We start from the raw sequence: 21127 nt of genomic DNA, 5'->3' as shown, positions 1-21127 counted from the left end.
CGTTCCTCCCATGAAGGTCCTCGGGTCCACGGTCGTCGTGATTCTGCTCGCCACGGGACTGGCGCTGCTCGGCTACGCACGCTGGTCGGGCGCGATCGGCGCCGCGGATCGCGATCTGGCGAACGGCGAGCTGCAGTCGGCGGTGGCGAACTATCAGATCGCGGAAGCGCGGTTCGAGGCGCTGCCCGCGGTCAAGCAGATGGTGCCGCGCGAGCACGCGCGCGTCGTCTCGAACCACCTCTGGGCGCTCTATCGGCTGCAGCGCTTCGACGAGGTGATCGACCTGGCGCAGAAGGCGCCGGCCGACGCGGCGCCCCACTTCTGGTCGGCCTGCGCATTCTTCCAGAAGGCGAGCGTCGAAGAGAAGCCCGAGGCGCGGCTCGGCTGGCTGAGCCGCGCCGAAGAGGAGTTTCGCCAGGCGGTCGAAGCCGCGCCCGGCGACTGGGACACCAAGTACAACTTCGAGCTGACGTCGCGGCTGTCCGCCGAGCTGCGCAAGCAGCCGAACACTCCGCCCAGGCAGTTGATGCAGCTGCTGCGGCCGCCCACGCCCGGCAGCAAGACTCCGCGGCGCACCGGCTAGCGTGCGCGTCCTCCGGCCGGAGCTCGCGACGTGGTGGCAGATCCTCCCGGTGCTGCTCGCGGCACTGACCGTCCGGTTTCTCTACCTGCAGCGGCAGCGTCGGCTGTCGCCGATCGCGGCGCGCTTCAGGCCGCTGTCGCGGCGATCCACCTGGAAGAGAGAAGCGGGCGCGCTGCTGCTGGCGGCGATCGCCGGCGGCGCGCTGGTGTTCGCGCTGGTCCGGCCGCAGGCGCCGCTCAGCATCCGCACGCCGCAGTACGAGCGTGAAGATCTCATCATCATGCTCGACCGCTCGGCCTCGATGCGGGCGCGTGACGTCGCGCCGTCGCGGTTCTCGCGCGCCACCCAGGAGATCCGCACGTTCCTCAAGGACAAGCCCGAGAACATCGATCGCGTGGGGCTGGTCGGCTTCGCCGGGAGCTCGCTGATCCTGTCGTACCTGACGCGCGACCTCGACACCGTGGCGTTCTATCTGGACTGGATCGAGAACGATCCGCAGAACCTGATGGGCACCAACATCGGCGCGGCGCTGCGCAACGCGCTGGAGGTCGCCCGCAAGGACGATCGGCGGACCCGCAAGATCTTCGTGCTGCTCTCCGACGGCGAGGACTACGGCGGCGAAGTCAACCGCCAGCTCGGCGTCTACCGCCAGGAGGGGCACCACGTGAACACCATCGGCATCGGGTCGGACAACGAGGTGCCGGTCCCCGAACTGCTGCCGGACGGCCGCGAGATTCCGCTCCGCGACGAGGGGGGCCGCATCGTCCGCACCCGCTTCGAAGAGTCGATGCTGCGCGATCTCGCGGCCGCGACCGGCGGGCGCTACCTGCGATCGCGCAGCGGCGGCGATCTCGCCAGGGCGCTCCACGAGATCGAGGCCGGAGAGCGCACGCTGGTCGGCTACCGCACCACCACCGAGTATCGCGACCTGTTTCCCGCTGCGCTGGCGCTCGCGGCGTTCGGCATCGCCGGCCTCTGGCTGCTCTTATGACCCCCGATGGCGATCAGATGACGGAACAGACCTTGTTGAACGCACAGACGGCGGCGGAGATCGTCACCGGTCTCGAGCAGGAGATCGGCAAGGTGATCGTCGGACAGCACGTGCTGATCCGGCGGATGCTGACGGCGCTGTTCGCGGCGATTCCCTTCGCGGTCTCGGAGGGGCGCGCCCGCACCGGCTGCGGGCACCTGCTGCTGGAAGGCGTGCCCGGCGTCGCCAAGACGCTGACGGCGACGACGATCGCCAAGGCGATCTCGGCGCGGTTCCAGCGCGTCCAGCTGACCCCGGACCTGCTGCCGGCGGACATCATCGGCACGCGCATCTACGACGCGAAATCGGCGACCTTCCGCATCGAGCAGGGGCCGGTCTTCACCAACATCCTGCTCGCGGACGAGATCAACCGGGCCACGCCGAAGACCCAGAGCGCGCTGCTCGAGGCGATGCAGGAGCGCCAGGTCACGCTCGCCGACACCACGTTCCCGCTCGACGACCCGTTCTGGGTGCTCGCGACGCAGAACCCGGTCGAGCAGGAGGGGGTGTACACGCTGCCGGAAGCGCAGCTCGATCGCTTCTCGATGATGCTGCGCGTCGGCTACCCGAGCGAAGGGGAGGAGGTCGAGATGCTGCAGAAGCGCATGAGCCAGAGCATCGCGCACCGCGTCTCGCCGTCCGACGTCACCGTGCTGCGCGACTTCATCGGGCAGGCGGTGTACATCGATCCGAAGATCCTCGAGTACATCGTCCGTCTCGGCCGCGCCACGCGCGATCCGGGCAGCGTCGGCCGGGGGGATCTGCGCGAGCTGCTCGCGCTCGGCATCTCGCCGCGCTCGTACCAGCACCTGCTCGCGCTGGCCCGGGTGACCGCGTTCCTGCACGGCCGCACCTGGGCGCTGCCGGAGGACGTCAAGGAAGTCTTCACCGACGCCACGCGCCACCGCCTGGCGCGCACGGTGCGGGCGCAGGCGGAGAACGTCCACGCCGACGAGATCGTCCACGAGCTGCTGCGATCGGTGCCGATCCCATGACGAACATCGGAAGAAGATGATTCCCGAGCACGTCATGCGCGAGCTGCGCTACATCGAGGTGGCGACCGCCCGCAAGATCCGCAACCAGCGCGTCGGGACCTACCAGAGTCCGATGCGCGGCCCCGGGTTCGACTTCGACGAGCACCAGCCGTACCGCCCTGGCGACGACGTGCGGCGGATCGACTGGAACGTGACCGCGCGCATGGGGGCGCCGTTCGTGCGGCACACCCACGCCGAGCGCGAGATGAACGTGATGGTGGTGATGGACGTGTCGCGATCGATGACGCTGGGATCGGCGGCGCACGCCAAGCGGGAGGCGCTGACCTACATCTCGGGCTCGATTCTGTTCTCGGCGATCGCGGACCAGATCAACGCCGGGTTCCTGGCTTTCGCGGATCGGGTGCTGCTGTCGACGCCGCCGAAACGCACCCGCGAATCGGCGTGGACGGCGCTCGAGCAGGCCTGGGCGCTGAAATCGCCCGCGCGGCAGACGCTGATGCTGCCCGCGATCCGCCATCTGATCACCGCGCTGAAGCGGATGAGCGTCATCTTCATCGTCTCGGATTTCGTCACCGGCGACGAGCCGCTGACCAGTCCGGAGCTGTCGCTGCTCGCCGCCAGGCACGACGTCATCGCCGTGGTGCCCGAGGACCGGTCCGAGACCGAGCTGCCTGCGGGGGCGGGCTACGTGCAGATGCGCGACGTCGAGTCCGGGCGCCGCGTCGCGGTCGGCCTCGGCCGGCAGGCGCGCGCCGGCTATACGGCGGCGATCGAGCAGCGCCGGCAGGAGCTGGCGCGCGCGTTCTATCGCGTGCCCATGGATCACGTGTTCGTGCCGACGGCCGGCAGCCCGGTGCTGCCGGTGCTGTCGCTGTTTGCCAGGAGGAAAGCGTGACGCCCCGTCTATTCGTGCTGGCCGTGGTGCTGCTGGCCGCCCGTCCTGTCTTCGCCGCCGACCCGCCGGTGCGCGTCTCGTCCGCCGTCGACCGCACCGCGATGTGGGTCGCCGACCGGCTGACGTATACGGTCGACATCGTCTGCGATCGCGGCGTCGACATCCTGCTCGACGATCTCGCGAAGGAGAAGCTGCGCGTCAACGGGCTCGAGGTCGTCGGCACCGACTCGGCGCAGACGACCGATGCGAACGAGAAGACGTCGCACCGGCTGCGCTACGTGCTGACGACCTATCGCGTCGATACGCCGTCGTTGTCGATCGAGCCCATCCCGGTCCGCTACTATCAGCGGCGGCCGGGGCAGCGGCTGCAGGACATGGCGCCGGCCGGCGAAGTCGTGGTGCCCGGCGCCGCCGTGGCGTACCGCAGCACGCTGCCGGACGCGCCGCCGGCGCCCGGCCTCCGGGATCGGCGGGCGGCGTCCGAGCGCAGTCCCTGGTTCGTCCGCATGCGGTCGTTCGGCCTGGCGCTGATCGTCGTCTCGCTGGCGCCCGCCGTCGTGATCGCCGCGGCCGCGGTGCGCCGCCGCACCGCCCGGACGGCCGGCCGGCGCTCGGCGCGAGAGGTCCGGAAGGAGAAGCGCGACACGCTCGAGCGCCTGCGCCGGCTGGATATCGGCACCGAAGAGGAGCGCCGCCGCGCCTACGACGAAATCAGCGCCGCCGTGCGCCACCACGTCGAGGCCGCCGCCCATGTGCCCGCGTCGAGCCTCACCGCCCCGGAGCTCGACGCGGTGCTGGAGGCGGCCGGGCCGCACCGCTCGCGCAGGCCGGGGGCGCGCGGACGGCTGCCGCGCGAAGCGGTGCTGTCGCTGCTCACCGCCTCCGATCGCGCGCGGTACGGTCCGCCCGCCGCAGTGCCTTCGGCGCAGGACTGCCGCGAGGCGCTCGACACCGCCGAGGCGATCCTCGAGGGGCGGTGACGTGCGCTTTCTCTACCCCGAGCTGGGCTGGTGGCTGCTCGCGGCGTTCCTCGTCATCGCGCTGCTGAAATCGGGCGTCCGCTGGCGGTTCGCCGCGTTCACCGCGGTGCTGCCGTCGCGGCGCTTCCCGTTCCGCGCCTCGATGGCGCGCCGGCTGCCGTTCCTCGTGCTCGCGTGTGCCGCCGCGTTCACCGCCCTCGCCATCATGCAGCCGGTGATCCCGTACTCCCAGGCCACGCTCCAGTCGAAAGGGCTCGACATCGTCCTGCTGATGGACCTGTCGTCGAGCATGCAGGAGGAGATGGGATCGGGCCAGCGGACGACGAGCACGACGGTCGTGCCGGGCGCGCGCACGCGGCTGGACGCGGTCAAGGACGCGGTGAAGACGTTCATCCGCATGCGCCGCGACGATCGCATCGGGCTGGTCGTGTTCTCCGACAACCCTTACGTGATCAGTCCGCTGACCTTCGATCACGAATACCTGCTGCACTACATCGATTTCGTCGACGACAAGATCCTGCAGGGGGAAGGGCAGACGGCGATCGGCGACGGGCTGGCGCTGTCGAACTACGTGCTGTCGCGCCAGGCGACGGCGAACTCCCGCGGGCACCAGGTGATCGTGCTGTTCACGGACGGCGAGAGCAACCGCGGGCGGGAGCCGGTGGAGGTGCTGGCCGAGTCCGACGAGGCCGAGATCCGCGTCCACGTGATCGGCGTCGATCTGGAGTCGGACGTCAAGGAGCGGCCGGGCGTTCAGATGCTGATGAAGGCGGTCGAGGACAACGGCGGCCGGTACTTCGACGCGGACTCCGAGCGCGAGCTGACCGCCGCGTCCCGCGCGATCGACGGAATCGAGAAGGGGCTGCTGGTCAGCCGCGTCTACGTCCGCGACGTCCCGGTTTACCAGTGGTTCGCGATTCCCGCGCTGGTCGCGCTGGTCGCCGCAGTGTCGCTGCGATCGGTGCCGTATTTCATCGATCAGACCTGATCGGCGGCCGGCTCTGCTGCCTATTCCGTCCGGATCGCCGCCCCGGCCTTCATCACGAACTTCACCTTCCTGAGCGCGGTGATGTCGCGGAGCGGGTTGCCTTCGACGGCCACCAGATCCGCTTCGAGCCCCGGCGCAATCGCGCCGATCTGATCCTTCAAGCCGAGCGACTCGGCGGCGAGCGAGGTCATCGAGACGATCGCGTCCATCGGCGCCTGCCCGCCCTGCCTCACGCGGACGACCGCTTCCTCGATGTTGCGCCCGTGAGCCCCGGCCACGGCGTCGGTGCCGTAGACGATCTTCAGGTTCGGCGTCTTCACCGCGCGCCTGAACATCTCGATGACGACGGGAATCGACTTTTCCATCGAGGCGAAGCCTTCCTCGGTGTAGTTGCCGATGCCGAGGAACTTCGGCTTGTTCTCCAGGTAGTTCTGCAGGACGACCCCCACGTTCGGATCGAAGTAGGTGCCGCGCTCCGCCATCAGCCGCAGCACGGCGTCGGTGGCAAACGTCCCGTGTTCGATCTGGGTGCAGCCGGCGAGAACTGCGGCGCGGATCGATGCCGCGTCGTGCGCGTGGACGGCGGTGCGCACGCCGAGCGCCGTCGCTTCGCCGCACGCCGCCTGCAGCTGTTCGTCCGTCATCGTCTGCTTTCCGCCGTCGCGGATGCTGCCCGACGCGAACAGCTTGATGACGTCAGCGCCGCCGGCCCTTGCCTCGCGTACGGCCTGGCGCAGTTGATCGGGCGTCGCCACCCCGCCCGGATTGCCGCGGCCGCCGGTGCGCTCGTTGATCTGGCGGACGGAGGTCAGAAGGCGCGGGCCACGATCGAGTGCCGTGCGCAGGGCGAGGTCTCCGGCTTCGCCAAGGCTCTGCACCGTGGTGAACCCGTGCATCAGGGTCTCGCGGGCGTTGACCAGTCCGGCGCTGATCCGGTCCTCGGGCGTCTCGCCGCGCGTGTCGAACCGCCCGTCCTTGTTGAAGTGCCACAGGATGTGCACGTGCGTGTCGATGAACCCGGGGGCCAGCGTGTAGCCGGACAGGTCGTGGGTCACGGGACCGGCCGCCTGGCCCACGCCGACAATCTTCGATCCCTCGACGCGCACGACGACGTTCTCCTGTGACCCGCCGCGGCCGTCCAGCAGACGGCCGGCGCGGATGGTGATGGGCGCCGGGGCGGGCTGCCGGGCGAGGGTGACCAGCGAGGGGACGAGCAGGAAAGCGGCCAGAATCGGCCTGCTGCTGGTGCGCATAGCGGGCGATGGTACCACCCCGGAGGAACATCGGCGGGTGCCGCGCGTCTAAACATGAGTCATGCCAGTCGACACCCTGCTTCGCGATCTGAAAATCGGCCTGCGCGTTCTCGTCAAGGAGAAGTCCTTCTGCACGCTCGCGGTCATCGTCCTCGCGCTGGGGATCAGCGGCGTGACCACGATGTTCAGCGTCGTGAACGGCGTGATGCTGCGCGGATTCTCGTTCCCGAACGCACCGCGGCTCGCCAGCTTCAACTTCATCGACCCCTCGAGCTCCAACCTGTTCGGGGTCAACGGCCAGGTCTCCTCGATGGATTTCGAGGAGCTGCGGCCGCAGCAGCAGTCCTTCGCCATGATGGCCGCGTATCTCAACGGCTCGACGGTCAACGTCACCGTCGACGGCCACCCGCAGCGCTATACCGGCGCCTACGTCACGGAGGATTTCCTGCGCATCCTCGGCGTGTCGCCGATGATGGGCCGCGACTTCACCAAGGAGGACAACCGGCCCGGCGCCGGCAAGGTCGCCATCATCGGCTACGGCATCTGGCAGCGCGACTTCGGCGGCGCCTCCGACATCGTCGGCAAGGGCGTCCGCCTGAACGGCAAGCCCGCAACCATCATCGGCGTGATGCCGAAAGGGTTTGCCTTCCCGGTCAACGAGGAGATCTGGAGCGCGCTGTTCAACGAGTATCCGCCGCGGCAGAGGAACGATCCCGCAGCCAACAGCCCGGCGGTGCTGGGGCTCCTGCGCGAGGGGGTGTCGCTCGACCAGGCGAACGCCGAAGCCAGCGCGCTCGCCCGCAGGTTCGCCGACGCCTACCCGGAGAGCAACAAGCAGTTCAACACCGGCCAGGTGCAGCCGCTGCTCGACGCGTTCACGCCGCGGCCGCTGCGCGGCACGCTGTGGACGATGCTGGCGTTCTGTGTCGGCGTGCTGCTGATCTCCTGTGTGAACGTGATGAACATGCAGTTCGCGCGGGCGACGCTGCGCGCCAAAGAGCTGGCCGTCCGGTCGTCGCTGGGGGCGTCGCGGGTACGCCTGGTGGGGCAGATGCTGACCGAGAGCCTGCTCGTCGCCGGGATCGGCGCGGTGGTCGGTATCGGGCTGGCGTATCTCTCGATCGACTGGCTGTCGGCGACGGTCCGCAACCTCGAGAACCCGCCGCCGGCCTACATCACCTTCGACGTCGACGCGCCGGTGCTCGCCTTCACCGTGCTGGCGACGCTCGCCGCCGCCGTCGTCTCCGGGCTGCTGCCCGCGGTGATGTCCTCGCGGGCGAACGCCGTCGACGTGCTGCGCGACGCGGGACGCGGCAACACCAGCCGCAGCGTCAACCTGGTCACGCGCGGCCTCGTGGTGTTCCAGATCGTCGTCACCTGCGTGCTCCTCGTCGGCTCGCTGCTGCAGGTGCGCTCGATCACCAACCAGCAGACGATCGACTACGGCTACGACACCGCCGGACTGATCTCGGCGCGGATGGGACTGATGGACGGCGACTACCCGTCACCCGCGGCCCGCAAGGTCTTCTACGATCGCCTGCTGCAGGAACTGGCGAGCGTCTCCGAGTTCGAGTCCGTGGCGCTCACCAACCGGTTCCGGATGGTGTTCTCGGGCAACGGACCGATCGAGATCGACGGCCGGCAATACCGGGAGAACCGCGATCGGCCGATCGCGAACTTCGAGCAGGTGAGCGGCACCTTCTTCTCCGTGACGGGGCAGCAGCTCCTCGAGGGGCGTGCGTTCACCGCCGACGATCTCGACGCCCGCCAGCCGGTCGCCGTCGTCAATGCGGCGTTCGCGAGGAAGCACTACGGCAGCGAGAGCGCGCTCGGCCGGCGGTTCCGCACGATCGGCAACAACGGCCAGCAGCCCGGGCCGTGGCGCACGATCGTCGGCGTCGTCTCGACCATCCGCATGATGCCGCCGTTCAACGCTCCCAACGTCGACGAGAGCGGGTTCTACGTGCCGTTCTTCTCGAACCCGTTCGGCCCTGTCCAGCCCGAGCCGTTCGTCAGCCAGTTCGCCACGATCGTGGCCAGGCCGCGCGGCGGGCAGCGCGCCGACGCGCTCGGCGTGACGCTGCGGCGTCTGGTGGCCAAGGTGGATCCCAACCTGCCGCTCTACTTCGTCGGTACACCCAAGGCGCAGCTCGACGGGTTCGTCGCCCAGAACCGGATCATCGCGACGATGTTCTCGATCTTCGGACTGGTGGCGATGGTGCTCGCCTCGGTCGGGATGTACGGCGTGATGTCGTTCTCGGTGAACCAGCGGCGCCAGGAGTTCGGCGTGCGCATGGCGCTCGGCGCGCACTACAGCCGGATCCTGCGGATGGTGCTGCGGCAGGGGGCGGTGCAGCTCGCCATCGGCCTCGTGCTCGGCCTCGGCTTCGCCCTGGCGGTCGCGAGAATCGCGGGCGCCGGGATTCAGAACATTCTGTTCGGCGTCAGCGCGACCGATCCGGCGACCTACGCGATCGTGGTTGCGCTGATTACCGCCGTGTCGCTGCTCGCCACGCTGGTGCCGGCGCGCCGCGCGACACGGGTCGATCCGATGATCGCGCTGCGGTCCGAGTAGGCGTCGCGCTGGCGGTCACGCCGTATTCAGCACGCGCTGAATGGCGCCGACCAGCCGTTCGAACTCGGCGCGTTCGGCGCTCAAACGCTTCTTCCCCGCGGCGGTGAGCGTGTAGAACCGCGCGCGGCGGTTGTTCTCGGACGCGCCCCATTCCGCCTTCACCCAGCCGTTCAGCAGCAGGCGCTGCAGCGCCGGATACAGCGAGCTCTCGCCGACGACCAGCACCTCCTGCGACAGCAGCCGCAGGCGATCCGCAATCCCGTAGCCGTGCAGCGGCCCGGCAACCAGCGTGCGCAGGATCAGCAGATCGAGCGTGCCGGGAAGGAGGTCGGGCGGCTGGTTGGTCACTCCCATGCGGATCCCCTCACTCCTGTCGCAGCGCGATCAATGGATCGACGCGCGTCGCTTCACGCGCCGGGAAGATCCCCGCCACCGTCGCAATCGCGACGAGCGCGGCCGCGGCCGCGGCGAGCGAACGGGGATCGGTCGTCGTGACGCCGTACAGAATGCCGTTGTGCTCGCCGCGCACCAGATAGAGCGCGTTGCCGAGGAGCCGCGCGATGACGAACACGAGACCCAGTCCCAGCGCGGCGCCGGCAAGTCCCAGCCGCGCCGACTGCCACAAGGTGGATCGGATCAGCGATCGCGGCGGCTGCCCGAGCGCCAGGCGCACGCCGAACTCGCGCGTCCGTTCCCGCACCGCACACGCCATCGCGCCATAGATGCCGACGGCGGCAAGGACGATTCCGGCCGCGGCGAATGACCCGATCAGCATCAGGTTGAAGCGGTCGGCCTTCAGCGCTGCGGCGACGCGCGCGTCGAGCGTCTGCACCCGCGTCACCGGCAGGACGGGATCGACCTGCGCCACAGCGCGGCGGATGGCGTCGACGACGGGTCCCGCAGGAATGCTGGTGTGTGCCAGCACTTCGAGGCCGGGGGCCGGCGCCTGCGCGAACGGCAGGTAGAGATTGCCGAACTCCACCTCGTTGATGCCAACGTCCTTGATGTTGGGCACGACGCCGACGATGAGCACGATGCCCGGACGGCGCGTCCACGGGGCGCGCGCGCCGGGCACGAGATCCAGCCGTTGACCCACCGCGTTCCCCCCGGGGAACAGCCGCGACGCGAGGTACTCGTTGACGATCGCGACACGGGGTGCGCCATCGCGATCCTCCGGCGTGAAGGCGCGTCCCGCGGCGAGGCCGATGCCCAGCGTGCCGAAATACTCCGGCGAGACCGCCCGCAGAATGGCGGTCTGCTCGGTGCCGGGCTGCGGCCGCGGCGCATCGCCGGCGGCGAGACGGACGATCGGCCCGCTGTCGAGCGGTGACGAGCTGTCGATCGCGGCGTGCTCGACTCCCGGGATCGCGCGAACGCGCTCGAGCAGATCGGCGGCGAATGTTCGCACCGGGGCATCTCCGGCGTATCGCGACCCTGACAGCGTCACGCGCACGCTGAGCCGGCCGTCGGGCTCGAACCCGAGCGGCGCCGCGACCAGCCGCATGAAGCTCTGCACGAACAGCCCCGCAGCGGTGACGAGCACGAGCGTCAGCGTGAGCTGCGCGACGAGCAATCCGTTGCGCGCCCGGACGTGTCGCGGCGACGTGCCCGATCGCGCCCCCTGGCTGAGCGTCACGTTCAGATCGAGCCGGTGCGCGAAGAAGAGCGGCGCGAGCGACAGCAGGATCGTGGTGATTGCCGCGATCGCCGCCACCGCCGCGACGATGCGGCCGTCGAGCGCCAGGGGCGCGCCGCGCGAGATGTAGTCCTCGGGCAGCTGCGTGCCGACGATCCGAACCGTCCACCCGGCGAGCAGCGCCGCCGCGGTTGCGCCGGGCACCGCGAGCAGCGCGCCTTCGACGATCAGCTGCCGCGCCAGCGCGGCGCGGCCGCCGCCGAGCGCGCCGCGGATGGCGAACTCGCGCTGACGGCGCAGCGCCCGCGCCAGCAGCAGGCCGGCGACATTGAGGCAGCTGAGGGCGAGCACGACGGCGGCCGCGGCGAGGAAGAAGAGTAATGGCCGCCAGCTGTAGCCGAGGTACAGGAGATCCATCGACGTCAGCTCGACGCGGTGGCCGGCATGATCGTCCGGGTACAGCTGCGCGATGCGGGCGGCGATGGCCTGCAGTTCGGCCTGCGCCTGAGAGGCCGTCACGCCCGGCCGCAGCCTCCCGATGACGTTGACCGTGCGGGCGAAACGATCGCCGAACGCCGGCGCGGCGTGGTCCAGCGGGACGAACACGTCCGGTTCGTCGCCGAGGCGGGAGTGGTGTCCGGCGTCGACGCCGACGACGGTGAAGTCGGTGCCATCGAGGTTCAGCACCCGGCCGATCGGGTGCGGGTCGGCGTTCAGCAGCCGGTTCCAGCCGCGATCGCTCAGCACCGCGACGGCCGCGCCTGCATCGGCAGCCGGATCGAATCCACGCCCGAGCCGCGGCACGTGCCGCAGCACCGTGAAGTAGTTGGTCGAGACCGGCCGCACCATCACCGATTCCGCGATGCCCCGCCGGAGCACCCGGCGAAAGAACCCCCTGTCGGCGGCGTACTCGGCCAGCGCCGCTTGCGCCTGCCAGTCGCGGAAGTCGGGAATCGATATCAGCTCGCTGACGCCGGTGGGACCCGGCTTCCTGCCAACGGCGGCGACGAGTTGCTCGGGGTCGCGGAAGGGCAGCGGCTTCCACAGCTCCGCATCGACAATCGTGAGGACCGTCGTGGTCGTGAAGATCCCGAGCGTCAGCGTCAACAGGGCCGTGACGGCAAACGACGGGTCGCGGCGCAGCGCGCGCCCGCCGTAGCGCACGTCGGCCCACACGCGGTCGACAGCCGACGCGATCCAGACGTGGCGGGCGTCTTCACGCGCCAGCGTGACGTTGCCCATGGCACGCCGGCTGCGGGCCCGCGCGTCCGCCGCGGGCACGCCGTCCGCCTCGAGGGCGGCCTGCAGCCGGGCGCGGTGATCTTCCAGTTCGGCGGCGAGATCGGCGGCGTGGCGGCGGGCGCCCAACCAGTACCGCACGCGGCGGACGAGACGGATGATGTGCGCCATTCCCATCGTTAGACGATGGGAGCATGCGGAGGTTAGCGGGAAAAGTCAACGCCCATCGTGTGCCGATGGGAAGTCAGCGGCGCAGCGCGGCGCGGATCTCCTCGATGAGGATCTCGGGATCGTCGTTGGCGGCCGTCATCGTGACGATGGGGATCTGGCCGAGCGCCGGGTCCTTGGCCATCTGGCGGCGCAGTTCCGGCTCGTCGGCCAGGCGCGCGACGATGAGATTCGGCCGGAGCGCGTGCAGGACCTTCACCGCTTCTTCCACGGAATGGGCCGGCGCCACCGCAAAGCGCAGCTTCGCCAGGATCGCCACGCACCGCGCGCCGTTGCTGGCGTCGTCATCCGCCACCATGACGAGGGGGGAGTAGCCCATGGTGTCGCCTGGACGCCGGCCGCCGCGCGGGCTGCGGCGCCGATCCGGACTGCCGCGCCGCTCTGATTCGGGATTCATGCCGCGGGATGTTACTACGCTTTGATGTACCGTAGACGCTGACCCGGGAGGAATCCGATGCGCACGCTGCTCGCGATCTCGCTGACATCGCTGACCCTGGCGGTGTCCGCCATGCCCGCCGCTCAGCGGCCCGCCAGCCGCACCCTCACCATCGATCAGTTGATCGACATCAGGCACCCGTCCGGCCCGCAGTGGTCGCGCGACAGCAAGTGGATTGCGTTCACGTGGGACCGCGCCGGCGTCTCCAATCTCTACGTCGTGCCGGCGGACGGCAGCGCGAAACCGCGGGCGCTCACCGACACGGACGCCCCGCAGGGCTATTTCTGGAGCGCCAGGAGCGACGGCATCCAGTTCTTCCAGCAGGGAGAGCTGATGACGATTCCGCTCGAAGGGGGCGCGGCGCGGCCGCTGCCGGGTGTCACCTTTCGCAGCCCGAGCGTGTCGCGGGACGGCACGCGCGTCGCCTATGTCGGCGATCGCGGCGCCATCCGTGTCCGCTCGCTCACCGAGGGCAGCGACGACGTGATCGCGACTGTGAACGTGCCGCCGACGGCGATCACCTGGATCGACGACACCCGTCTGGCGCTGACCGGCGCCGGCGGCCGCGGGGAGACCAAGCGGCACGAGCAGACGCCCGAGTACTCGGGGTCGAAGATCATTTACACCATCACCGAGCGGATCCCCGGTCCGCCGCCGGACATGTACGTGCTGAACCTGACGGACGGGAAGATCCGCCGCTACGACGGCGGTCCGGGCGGCGGATTCGGCGGCCGCGGCGGGCCCCGCTGGGTCGATCGGACGCGGTTCATCCTCGATCGCCAGAGCCCCGACTACAAGCGGCGCGCGATCCTGCTCGGGTCGACCGAAGGCGGCGAGCCGAAGGTCCTGACCGAGGACGTCAAGGACAAGTTCTGGAGCATGACGGGCGACGCGCGCGGCGGCTCGCAGGCGTCGCCGGACGGGCAGTGGATTTCGTTCCTCAGCGATCGCGACGGGTGGGATCACCTGTACGTGATGAAGCCGGACGGAGGCGAGCCGATCCAGCTCACCAAGGGCTCGTATGAAGCGTGGCGTCCCTCGTGGTCCCCGAACAGCCGGGAGATCGCGTTCGACTCCAATGAAGGAGCGAATCCCGGCCAGCGCCACATCCGCATCCTGTCGCTCGCCGGGGATGCGCCGGGGAAGGAGATCCGTACCGTCACATCCGGGCGCGGCACCAACACGGATGCGCAGTGGTCGCCCGACGGCCGCTGGCTGGTGTACCAGCACACCGATCCACAGAACTCCGCCGACCTCTACGTCATCGACACGACAACGCCGAACGCCAGGCCGGTACGGCTGACCGATTCGATGCCGGCCGGCGTCGATCGCTCGCAGTTCGTCGAGCCGCAGCTGGTCCAGTATCCCGGCCCGGACGGGAAACCGGTGCCGGCGTATCTCTTCGTGCCGAAGAACCTCGATCGCGCCAGGAAGCACCCGGCCATCGTCTGGGTGCACGGCGACGGCGTGAACCAGAACTACGACGGCTGGCACGTGCAGCGCAACTACGCCGTGTACTACAGCTTCCACCAGTACCTGCTGCAGAAGGGCTACGTCGTCCTCGCCCCGGACTACCGCGGCAGCATCGGCTACGGATCGGCGTGGCGCGAAGGCGTCTACATGGACGTGGGGGGCAACGACTTCAAGGACGCGGCGATGAGCGCGGACTATTTGAAGACGCTGCCCTACGTGGACGCCAACCGGCTCGGCATCTGGGGACTCAGCTACGGCGGATTCTTCACGATGCTCGCGGTGACGGAACGGCCGGCGGCATTCCAGGCGGCGGTGAACGTCGCGGGCGTCGTCGATTACGCGATGTATTACGAGGACCCGTATCACGGCGGGTGGACGGTGAGCCGCATCGGCACGCCGGAGCAGAACCCGAAGGTCTACGCGCAGGCCTCGCCGGTCTCACACGTGGACCGGCTGGTCACGCCGCTGCTGGTGCTGCACGGTACAGCGGATGTCAACGTGCCGTATCTGCACTCGGTGCGGCTGATCGATGCGCTGCTGAAGAACAACAAAGGGCCGCTGGTGGAGTTCATGACGTATCCCGGCGAGCTCCACTACTTCACGCGCGAGCACGTGCTGCGCGACGCATGGACGAGAGTCGACGACTTCTTTGCCAGGCATCTGAAGCCGCAACCGGCGGGCAACCGGCAACCGGCAACCGGTAACCGGTAACCGGTAACCGGTTACCGGTTACCGGTTACCGTTCAGCTACTTCAACGTCACCAGCAGCGGCCGGTGATCCGAGATCGTGCTGTCGATCACCGCCGCCGACGCGCAATGCAGCGACCCGGCAAGCCACAGGTAATCGATTCGCTTCGCCGGCTTGTCCGCGGGGTACGTGAAGCCGTCCCCCGTGCCGCACTCCACCCACGCGTCCCGCAGTCCCGCGGCGCGAAGCGCTTCGAGACCGGCGTCGTCCGGGGTCGCGTTCAGATCGCCGCCAACCACGAGCGGACGTCCTTCCGCCTGCTGCTGACGGGCGAGGTCCGCGATCTGCTTCAGTTCCTGCGCGCGCGCCGCCGCGTCGGACGGATCGACGTGGGTGTTGACGAGGCGCCACGACGATCCGCGGACGGTGACGAAGGCGAGCAGCGCGACCCGCGGCTCGCGCGAGCCGCCGGCGCGCGTCTGCACCGGCGTGACCGCCAGCGGGATCGTGGAGTGATAGCCGACGAACGCCCGTGCGAGCGCGGCGATGCCGTATTGACCGCCCTGGTAGCTCACCAGGCTCGGCGCGAACGCGGCGGCGTAGCCGGTGGCCTCCGCCAGCCGCGCGATCTGATCCACGTTGCCCGACCGCGCCGTGCCGCGATCGACTTCCTGCAGCAGGACGATGTCGGGGCGGGCCGCGTCGATCAGGCGCGCGACTCCGTCGAGGTTGTCCGCCCCCTTCGCATCCTTTCCGGCGTGCATGTTGAGCACGAGCACGCGGATCGGCTGCGGCCGCGACCACGGGAGAGAGGCGCACGCCGCGGCGCCCGACACGGCGAGCGCGGCGGCCGCGTGAAGCAGAAATCGCCGCTTCATGCGAACGGCTGATCGATCGCCGGGCTGGGCGGCGTGAAGAACTTCGGTCCGTCCGGCGTGATGTAGAGACAGTCCTCGAGGCGGACGCCGAACTCGCCGTAGATCGCGATCATCGGCTCGTCGCTGAAGCACATCCCGGGCGCGAGCTTCGTGGTGTTTCCCTTCACGAAGTTCGTCCACTCGTGGCCGTCCATCCCGATGCCGTGGCCGGTGCGGTGGGGAAGCCCGGGCACCTTGTAGCCGGGACCGAACCCGGCATCGGTGATCACCTTGCGCGCCGCCGCATCCACCGACTCGCAGGTCGCGCCGACCTGCGCCGCCGCGAAGGCGGCGGCCTGCGCCTTCTTCTCGAGATTCCAGACCTCCGTCTGCCGTGCGGTGGGTTTGCCGAAGACGGCCGTGCGCGTGATGTCCGCCTGGTAGCCGTTCCAGCTGACGCCGTTGTCGATCTGGACGAAGTCGCCGTCCTTGAGCCGCTGCGGCTCGATGCTGCCGTGCGGGAACGCAGTGTACTTGCCGAACGAGACCGAGACGCCGCCGCTGGCGCCGAGCTGCCGGAACGCGGCGCCGATGTTGGCGGCAAGATCTCCCTGCGTCATTCCTTCACGCAGCGTGGCGAGTCCCGCCTTGAAGCCGGCGATGGTGATGTCGTTCGCGTACTGCATGTTCGCGATCTCGGCGGGCGACTTGTACATGCGGCAGCCCGCGGTGATCGGCGTGGCGAGTACCACCTGCGACGCGGGCAGCGCCTTGCCGAGCGCGTCCGCGATGAAGAACCGCACGCGCTCTTCGACGCCGATTCTGGCGGTCGCGACGCCGCGATCCTTCAGGATGCCGCCGACGAGCCGCAGCGGATCTTCGTCCTCCTGCCAGACGCGGACGTCGGTCGAGAAGCGGATCACCTCGCGCGCCCGCTGCTCCTCGAACCCCGGGCAGATATAGGCCGGTTCCCCCTTCGCCGGCATCACCAGCAGGAACGGGCGTTCGCTCAGGCCCCAGCGGACGTTTACGAAGTAGGACATGCTCGTGCCGCTCTCGAGCACGATCGCGCCGATGCCCTGCTCGGCCATCAGCCGCTGGGCTTTCGCGATGCGCGCGCGGCGTTCGTCATCCGCGATCGGCGGCGCGGGGTTGGGCAGCGGCTGGAGCGCGAGGATTGACGTGGGCACGGGATTCCCGCCGCCGCGTCCCTGCGCCTCGGCGGCACTGCCGGGGACGAGCGCGGCGCCCGCGGCAGCCGCAGCCTGAACGAACTTTCGTCTGGATACGCGCATGTGATCGGTCTCCTGAGAAACGCAAGTGTAATCGAGGCGACGGCGTCTTTCTTGCTCTCTCCGGCGGTGCCCCAGCTTTCACGCTCCCTGCCGTAGTGTCCCGATGCACACGCGGTCCGGAGCCGTCGTCTTATGGACATTCGCTGTGCGCGATGCGGAGTTCCGGCGGTGCCGGCGGGCCATGAGGATGCCCGTGCGTTCTACCAGTGCGAGAAGTGTAATCGCGTGTGGATGGTGCACCTGACGGCGGGCACGTCGGGACGCGCGCGCGTACCGCCGGTGCGCGTGCTCGTCGTCGACGATTCGGATCAGCTGGTGTCGCTGATCGAAATGTGGCTCGAAGACGAGGGCTACGACGTCGTCACGGCGACGTCCGGCCGGCAGGCCCTCGAGTCCGCGCTCGCGCATCGTCCCGACATCGTGCTGCTCGATCTCGTGATCCCTCCGCCCGACGGCCTTGCCGTCTGCGAGCGGCTGCGGCGGCAGCCGCACCCGCCGGTCGTGATCCTGATGACGGGAGTGATGGATCCGGTGCGCCTGCAGCGCGTCGAGGAGTACGGCGTCTTCCTGCTGCTGCGCAAGCCGCTGTCGCAGGAGACGGTGCTCGACGCGGTGTCGCGCGCGCGGCGGCACCGGTGGGTCGAGGGCTCGGGCGTGACCTCCGGCGGGTAAAAGCGCTCAGACCCGCCCCGGACCCCTTCCGAGTCCGGGCATCGGCACCCGCATCGCGAACGCCATCCCGAGGTACACCACGCCGAAGGCCGGCAGGACCAGCGCGCCGCGCAGGATCGGATCGAGCGGCGGCAGCAGCAGCTTCACTGAATAACCGATGGCCGCTCCGGCGACCGCTGCCGTCCACAGCCGCGTGGCATAACCGGCGCGGACGCCGGTGCGGCCGATCCGTTCGTTCAGACTGCGGCGGAGCAGGATGAACTCGAGCCAGCCCACCAATCCGGACGACAGCGCCAGGCCTGCCGCGCCCCACATCCGATCGAGCCCCAGACGGGGCGGCACCACCACGGCGATCGCGTAGCCGAGCGCCGAGGAACACGCCAGCCGCACCAATGCGATCCGCAGCGGACGCTTCGTGTCGCCGATCGCATAGTGCGCGACCGCGTACAGCCTGCCCATCGTCGATGCCAGCAGGCCGGCGGACGACCCGGCGAGGATCATCCAGACGATCTGCGCGTCCTCCGGGGTGAACCGCCCGCGCTGCAGGAGCGCGCCGGCGATGACGTCACCCAGCGCGGCGAAGGCGACGGCGGATGGGACGACGAAGAAGGCGAGGCGGCGAAGGGCGCTCTCGAGCCGGGACCGCAGCGCGCCGTAGCCGTCGCCGGTGGCGGCGTCGCCCGACATCGCCGGCAGTTCGGCGGCGGAAATCGAGACGCCGAACAGGCTGACGGGAAGCGTGTAGATCAGCTGCGCGTTCGAGATCGCGGCCACCGCGCCGGTCGGCAGCAGGCTGGCGATCATCGCGTCGATGTAGCCGTTCAGCTGCACGGCGCCGCGGCTGATCAGCACGGGAAAGAAGTTCCGGACCGCCTGCCGTACCGGATCGGTCAGCGCCATGCTGCCGTCGTGGCGCGACAGGGCGAACGCGAGCGGCGCCTGCACCGCGAACTGCAGAAAGCTGCCGATCACGGACGCCCAGGCGAGATAGACCGCGAGCGTGTCCAGCGCGGTGTGCCCGCCGAACCGCAGCAGGCAGCCGATCATCGCCGCGTTCCACGCGACCGGCGCCGTGTACGAGAGCAGGAATTTCCGGTGACTGTTGAGGACGGCGAGGCACCACGCGGACGCGACCAGCAATCCGGCGCCGGGAAACAGTATCCGCACCAGCCGGATGGTGAGGTCCCGCTTCGCGCCGGTGAACCCCGGCGCGAGCGCCGGGATGATCCACGGCGTCGCGAGGATGCCGATCAGGACGATCGTCGAGACCACGAGGGTCAGCAGCGCAAAGAACGTCCGTGCCGCCTGCGCCGCGGCCCGTTCCTCGCCGCGGGCGCGCAGTGCGGAGTGGATCGGGATGAAGGCGCCGGAGAGCGCCCCCTCGCCGAACAGGTTCTGCAGCAGATTGGGAATGCGGAACGCCGCCGTGAAGGCGTCCGCCTCGATCGTCTGCTGCCCGAGGTAGTTCGCGAACAGCGAGACGCGCACCAGCCCCGCGAGGCGGCTGATCAGGATGCCGGCGCCGACCGCGGTGGCCGCCACTCGCCGTCAGGGCCTGGGAATGCGCTCGGCGGCGTTCGCCGCCTGCCAGGCGAACCACGCCAGGACGACCGCGTTCTGCTTCAGGTCCTGCTCGCGGACGCGCTCGTAGAGATCCACGTTGGTGTGGTGCGTGCGGACGTCGTAGTCCTTGTATTCCTGGATCGGGTTGAACCCGGGGATGCCGGCGGCGCGGAAGCTGAGATGGTCGGTGTTGCCGATCCCTTCGATGACGTTCTTGCGGACGCCCAGATCCTTCAGCGGTTCCAGCCAGGCATCGAACAGCGTCTTCGCGGGGGCGCTCTTCTCCATGTACCAGCCGTAGATCGGGCCGCTCGCCGGATCCAGGTTCAGATAGGCGAACAGCTTGTCGCGCGCCTCCTTGTTGGCATCGCCGGCGTAGTGGGCCGCCACGTATGCCTTCGATCCCAGGAGCCCTTCCTCCTCGCCTCCCCACAACGCCGCCCGAATCGTTCGCTTCGCCGGCAGGCCGATCGCTTTCAGCATGCGCGCTGCCTCCAGGACCACCGCGGCGCCGTCGGCGTTGTCCGTCGCACCGGTGCCGGTGTGCCACGAGTCGAGGTGTGCGCCGATCATCACGACTTCTGATTTCAGCTGCGGATCGGCGCCGGCGATGTCGCCGACGACGTTGTAGCTGTTGGGATCGTCGGTCAGGAAGCGCGCCTGCACGTCGACCCGCAGCTTGACGGGAATGCCGCGCGCGAGCATCCGGGCGATCATGTTGTAGTGCTCGCCGGCGAGGACCACGGAGGGGAGCGCGTTCTCTCCCTGATCGCGCCCGAGCACGAACACGGTGCCGTGCTCTCCCTCGCTCGTCCTGATCTGCACCGCGGCGCCGGCGTCACGGACGGTCTGTGTGATGGCGCGAGCGTCGGCCTGGCTCGGCCGCGGCGTGACCCATGGCGGCTGGCCGATCCGGACCGGACCGTCGGCGAGGCTCGGCTGCGGCCGGTCCTCCCTCGTGAACTGCGTCTGCGGGGCCACCATGACGATCGCCCCTTTCAAACGGTCCTTCATCGCCGCGATCTCGGCGGCGGTGCGCGATCCGAGGAACACGGGCGTGGCGACGATCGCGCCGCGCGTCGGCGCCGACCAGGCCTCGGCGTAGCCGATGAGCGGCATGTAGCGCGGCTCGACCATCTCGACGACCAGCCGATCGAGCACCCAGCCGCGTCCGAACGGCCAGGGTTCCAGCGCCGCGCCGGCGAGTCCGAACTCGCGCAGGCGATCGCGCGCCCACTCCGCGGACTGCTTGTAGGCGGGCGTTCCGGCGAGCCGCGGGCCGAATTGATCGGTCAGGGTCGAGAACAGCTCGAAGACCTTCGATCGCTCGAGTCCCTCCCGCCGGATGCGCGTCAGCGCATCGTCCTGCGGCGGTACGGCGAGGAGGACGGCGAGCGCGAGCAGCGCCGCTCTCATTCGGTCTCCGTCTCCTGCCGGATCCGGCGAATCTTCGCGTCGCGGTCGGTGGCGAAGCGATCGAGATCGCGGCGGTATTCCTCGTCGAGCCGCGCGGCCTCCTGCGGGTCGATGGTGGTCAACTGTGTCTGACGGTGCAGGATCTGACGCTCGGCCACCCGTGCCTCGTAGACGGATCGCGCTTCCGCGATGGCCGCCTTCTGCGCGTCAGTGAGCTTCTGCTCCACGACACCGGCTTCTGCGTCTTTCTTGCGAAGCCGTTCCATCGCCAGCTCGATCGCGCTCTTTGGGGAATCAGACATAGGATTTGGAAATCTGGGAATTT

The 21127-nt window shown here is 69.4% G+C and carries 18 protein-coding genes; 9 read left to right on the top strand and 9 right to left on the bottom strand.

From position 1 onward, the window contains the following. Positions 1 to 10: 10 nt before the first annotated feature. From VFK57_23095 to VFK57_23070, 6 genes are read left to right on the top strand one after another with little or no spacing between them, the layout of a single operon-like run. Positions 11 to 583 (top strand): hypothetical protein, encoded by a 573-nt coding sequence (locus VFK57_23095; protein ID HET7698621.1) that lies wholly within the window; start codon positions 11 to 13, stop codon positions 581 to 583. 1 nt (position 584) lies between these two features. Then, on the top strand, positions 585 to 1574 hold the full coding sequence (locus VFK57_23090) for a VWA domain-containing protein (protein HET7698620.1): 990 nt from the start codon (positions 585 to 587) through the stop codon (positions 1572 to 1574). A gap of 17 nt (positions 1575 to 1591) precedes the next feature. Beyond that, entirely contained in the window at positions 1592 to 2608 is a 1017-nt protein-coding gene (locus VFK57_23085) for an AAA family ATPase (GenBank protein ID HET7698619.1), read from the top strand. A gap of 16 nt (positions 2609 to 2624) precedes the next feature. Then, entirely contained in the window at positions 2625 to 3503 is an 879-nt protein-coding gene (locus tag VFK57_23080) for a DUF58 domain-containing protein (protein ID HET7698618.1), read from the top strand. After that, positions 3500 to 4483 carry a hypothetical protein gene (locus tag VFK57_23075; protein HET7698617.1) on the top strand — a complete coding sequence of 328 codons (984 nt, stop codon included), beginning with the start codon at positions 3500 to 3502 and terminating at the stop codon, positions 4481 to 4483. The genes VFK57_23080 and VFK57_23075 overlap by 4 nt, the downstream gene beginning before the upstream one ends. 1 nt (position 4484) lies before the next feature. Continuing rightward, the gene (locus VFK57_23070) at positions 4485 to 5471 is read left to right on the top strand and encodes a VWA domain-containing protein (protein HET7698616.1); all 987 of its coding nucleotides are present in this window, start codon (positions 4485 to 4487) and stop codon (positions 5469 to 5471) included. Between the two features lie 20 nt (positions 5472 to 5491). Here the strand turns inward: VFK57_23070 and VFK57_23065 are convergent, their stop codons facing one another. Continuing rightward, positions 5492 to 6724, bottom strand: a complete 1233-nt coding sequence (locus tag VFK57_23065; protein HET7698615.1) for an amidohydrolase family protein — start codon at positions 6722 to 6724, stop codon at positions 5492 to 5494. Between the two features lie 61 nt (positions 6725 to 6785). Here VFK57_23065 and VFK57_23060 point away from each other — a divergent pair, with 61 nt between their 5' ends. Beyond that, positions 6786 to 9299, top strand: a complete 2514-nt coding sequence (locus tag VFK57_23060) for an ABC transporter permease (protein HET7698614.1) — start codon at positions 6786 to 6788, stop codon at positions 9297 to 9299. Between the two features lie 15 nt (positions 9300 to 9314). Here VFK57_23060 and VFK57_23055 read toward each other — a convergent pair whose 3' ends face one another. The 3 genes from VFK57_23055 to VFK57_23045 form a co-directional block, all read right to left on the bottom strand. Further along, positions 9315 to 9653: a PadR family transcriptional regulator gene (locus VFK57_23055; GenBank protein ID HET7698613.1), complete on the bottom strand. Its 339-nt coding sequence runs from the start codon at positions 9651 to 9653 to the stop codon at positions 9315 to 9317. Positions 9654 to 9663: 10 nt separating this feature from the next. Continuing rightward, positions 9664 to 12345 carry an ADOP family duplicated permease gene (locus VFK57_23050; protein HET7698612.1) on the bottom strand — a complete coding sequence of 894 codons (2682 nt, stop codon included), beginning with the start codon at positions 12343 to 12345 and terminating at the stop codon, positions 9664 to 9666. A 73-nt stretch (positions 12346 to 12418) separates the two neighbouring features. Further along, on the bottom strand, positions 12419 to 12799 hold the full coding sequence (locus tag VFK57_23045) for a hypothetical protein (protein ID HET7698611.1): 381 nt from the start codon (positions 12797 to 12799) through the stop codon (positions 12419 to 12421). A 57-nt stretch (positions 12800 to 12856) separates the two neighbouring features. Here VFK57_23045 and VFK57_23040 point away from each other — a divergent pair, with 57 nt between their 5' ends. Then, entirely contained in the window at positions 12857 to 15022 is a 2166-nt protein-coding gene (locus VFK57_23040) for a prolyl oligopeptidase family serine peptidase (GenBank protein ID HET7698610.1), read from the top strand. A 36-nt stretch (positions 15023 to 15058) separates the two neighbouring features. On the opposite strand, the gene VFK57_23035 is transcribed toward VFK57_23040, so the two are convergent. Together VFK57_23035 and VFK57_23030 are read right to left on the bottom strand one after the other, a co-directional pair. After that, complete coding sequence (locus VFK57_23035; GenBank protein HET7698609.1) at positions 15059 to 15877, bottom strand: endonuclease/exonuclease/phosphatase family protein; 819 nt, start codon at positions 15875 to 15877, stop codon at positions 15059 to 15061. Continuing rightward, on the bottom strand, positions 15874 to 17151 hold the full coding sequence (locus tag VFK57_23030; GenBank protein ID HET7698608.1) for a Xaa-Pro peptidase family protein: 1278 nt from the start codon (positions 17149 to 17151) through the stop codon (positions 15874 to 15876). Before VFK57_23030 ends, VFK57_23035 begins: the two co-directional genes overlap by 4 nt. Positions 17152 to 17319: 168 nt before the next feature. Between VFK57_23030 and VFK57_23025 the strand changes: the two genes are divergently transcribed. Further along, entirely contained in the window at positions 17320 to 17823 is a 504-nt protein-coding gene (locus VFK57_23025) for a response regulator (GenBank protein ID HET7698607.1), read from the top strand. 6 nt (positions 17824 to 17829) lie between these two features. On the opposite strand, the gene murJ is transcribed toward VFK57_23025, so the two are convergent. Genes murJ through VFK57_23010 form a run of 3 tightly spaced genes read right to left on the bottom strand, consistent with a single transcriptional unit; the run spans position 17830 to position 21104 of the window. Then, positions 17830 to 19365, bottom strand: coding sequence for a murein biosynthesis integral membrane protein MurJ (murJ, locus tag VFK57_23020; protein HET7698606.1), 1536 nt, complete (start codon positions 19363 to 19365; stop codon positions 17830 to 17832). A gap of 6 nt (positions 19366 to 19371) precedes the next feature. Continuing rightward, on the bottom strand, positions 19372 to 20802 hold the full coding sequence (locus tag VFK57_23015) for a M20/M25/M40 family metallo-hydrolase (protein ID HET7698605.1): 1431 nt from the start codon (positions 20800 to 20802) through the stop codon (positions 19372 to 19374). Further along, on the bottom strand, positions 20799 to 21104 hold the full coding sequence (locus VFK57_23010) for a hypothetical protein (protein ID HET7698604.1): 306 nt from the start codon (positions 21102 to 21104) through the stop codon (positions 20799 to 20801). The genes VFK57_23015 and VFK57_23010 overlap by 4 nt, the downstream gene beginning before the upstream one ends. Positions 21105 to 21127: the final 23 nt, after the last annotated feature.

It is taken from the genome of Vicinamibacterales bacterium (genome assembly GCA_035699745.1).
In the GTDB taxonomy this organism is placed as follows: Bacteria; Acidobacteriota; Vicinamibacteria; order Vicinamibacterales; family 2-12-FULL-66-21; genus JAICSD01.
Note: the sequence above shows the minus strand (reverse complement) of the source record. Positions and strands in the feature narration are given on the sequence as shown.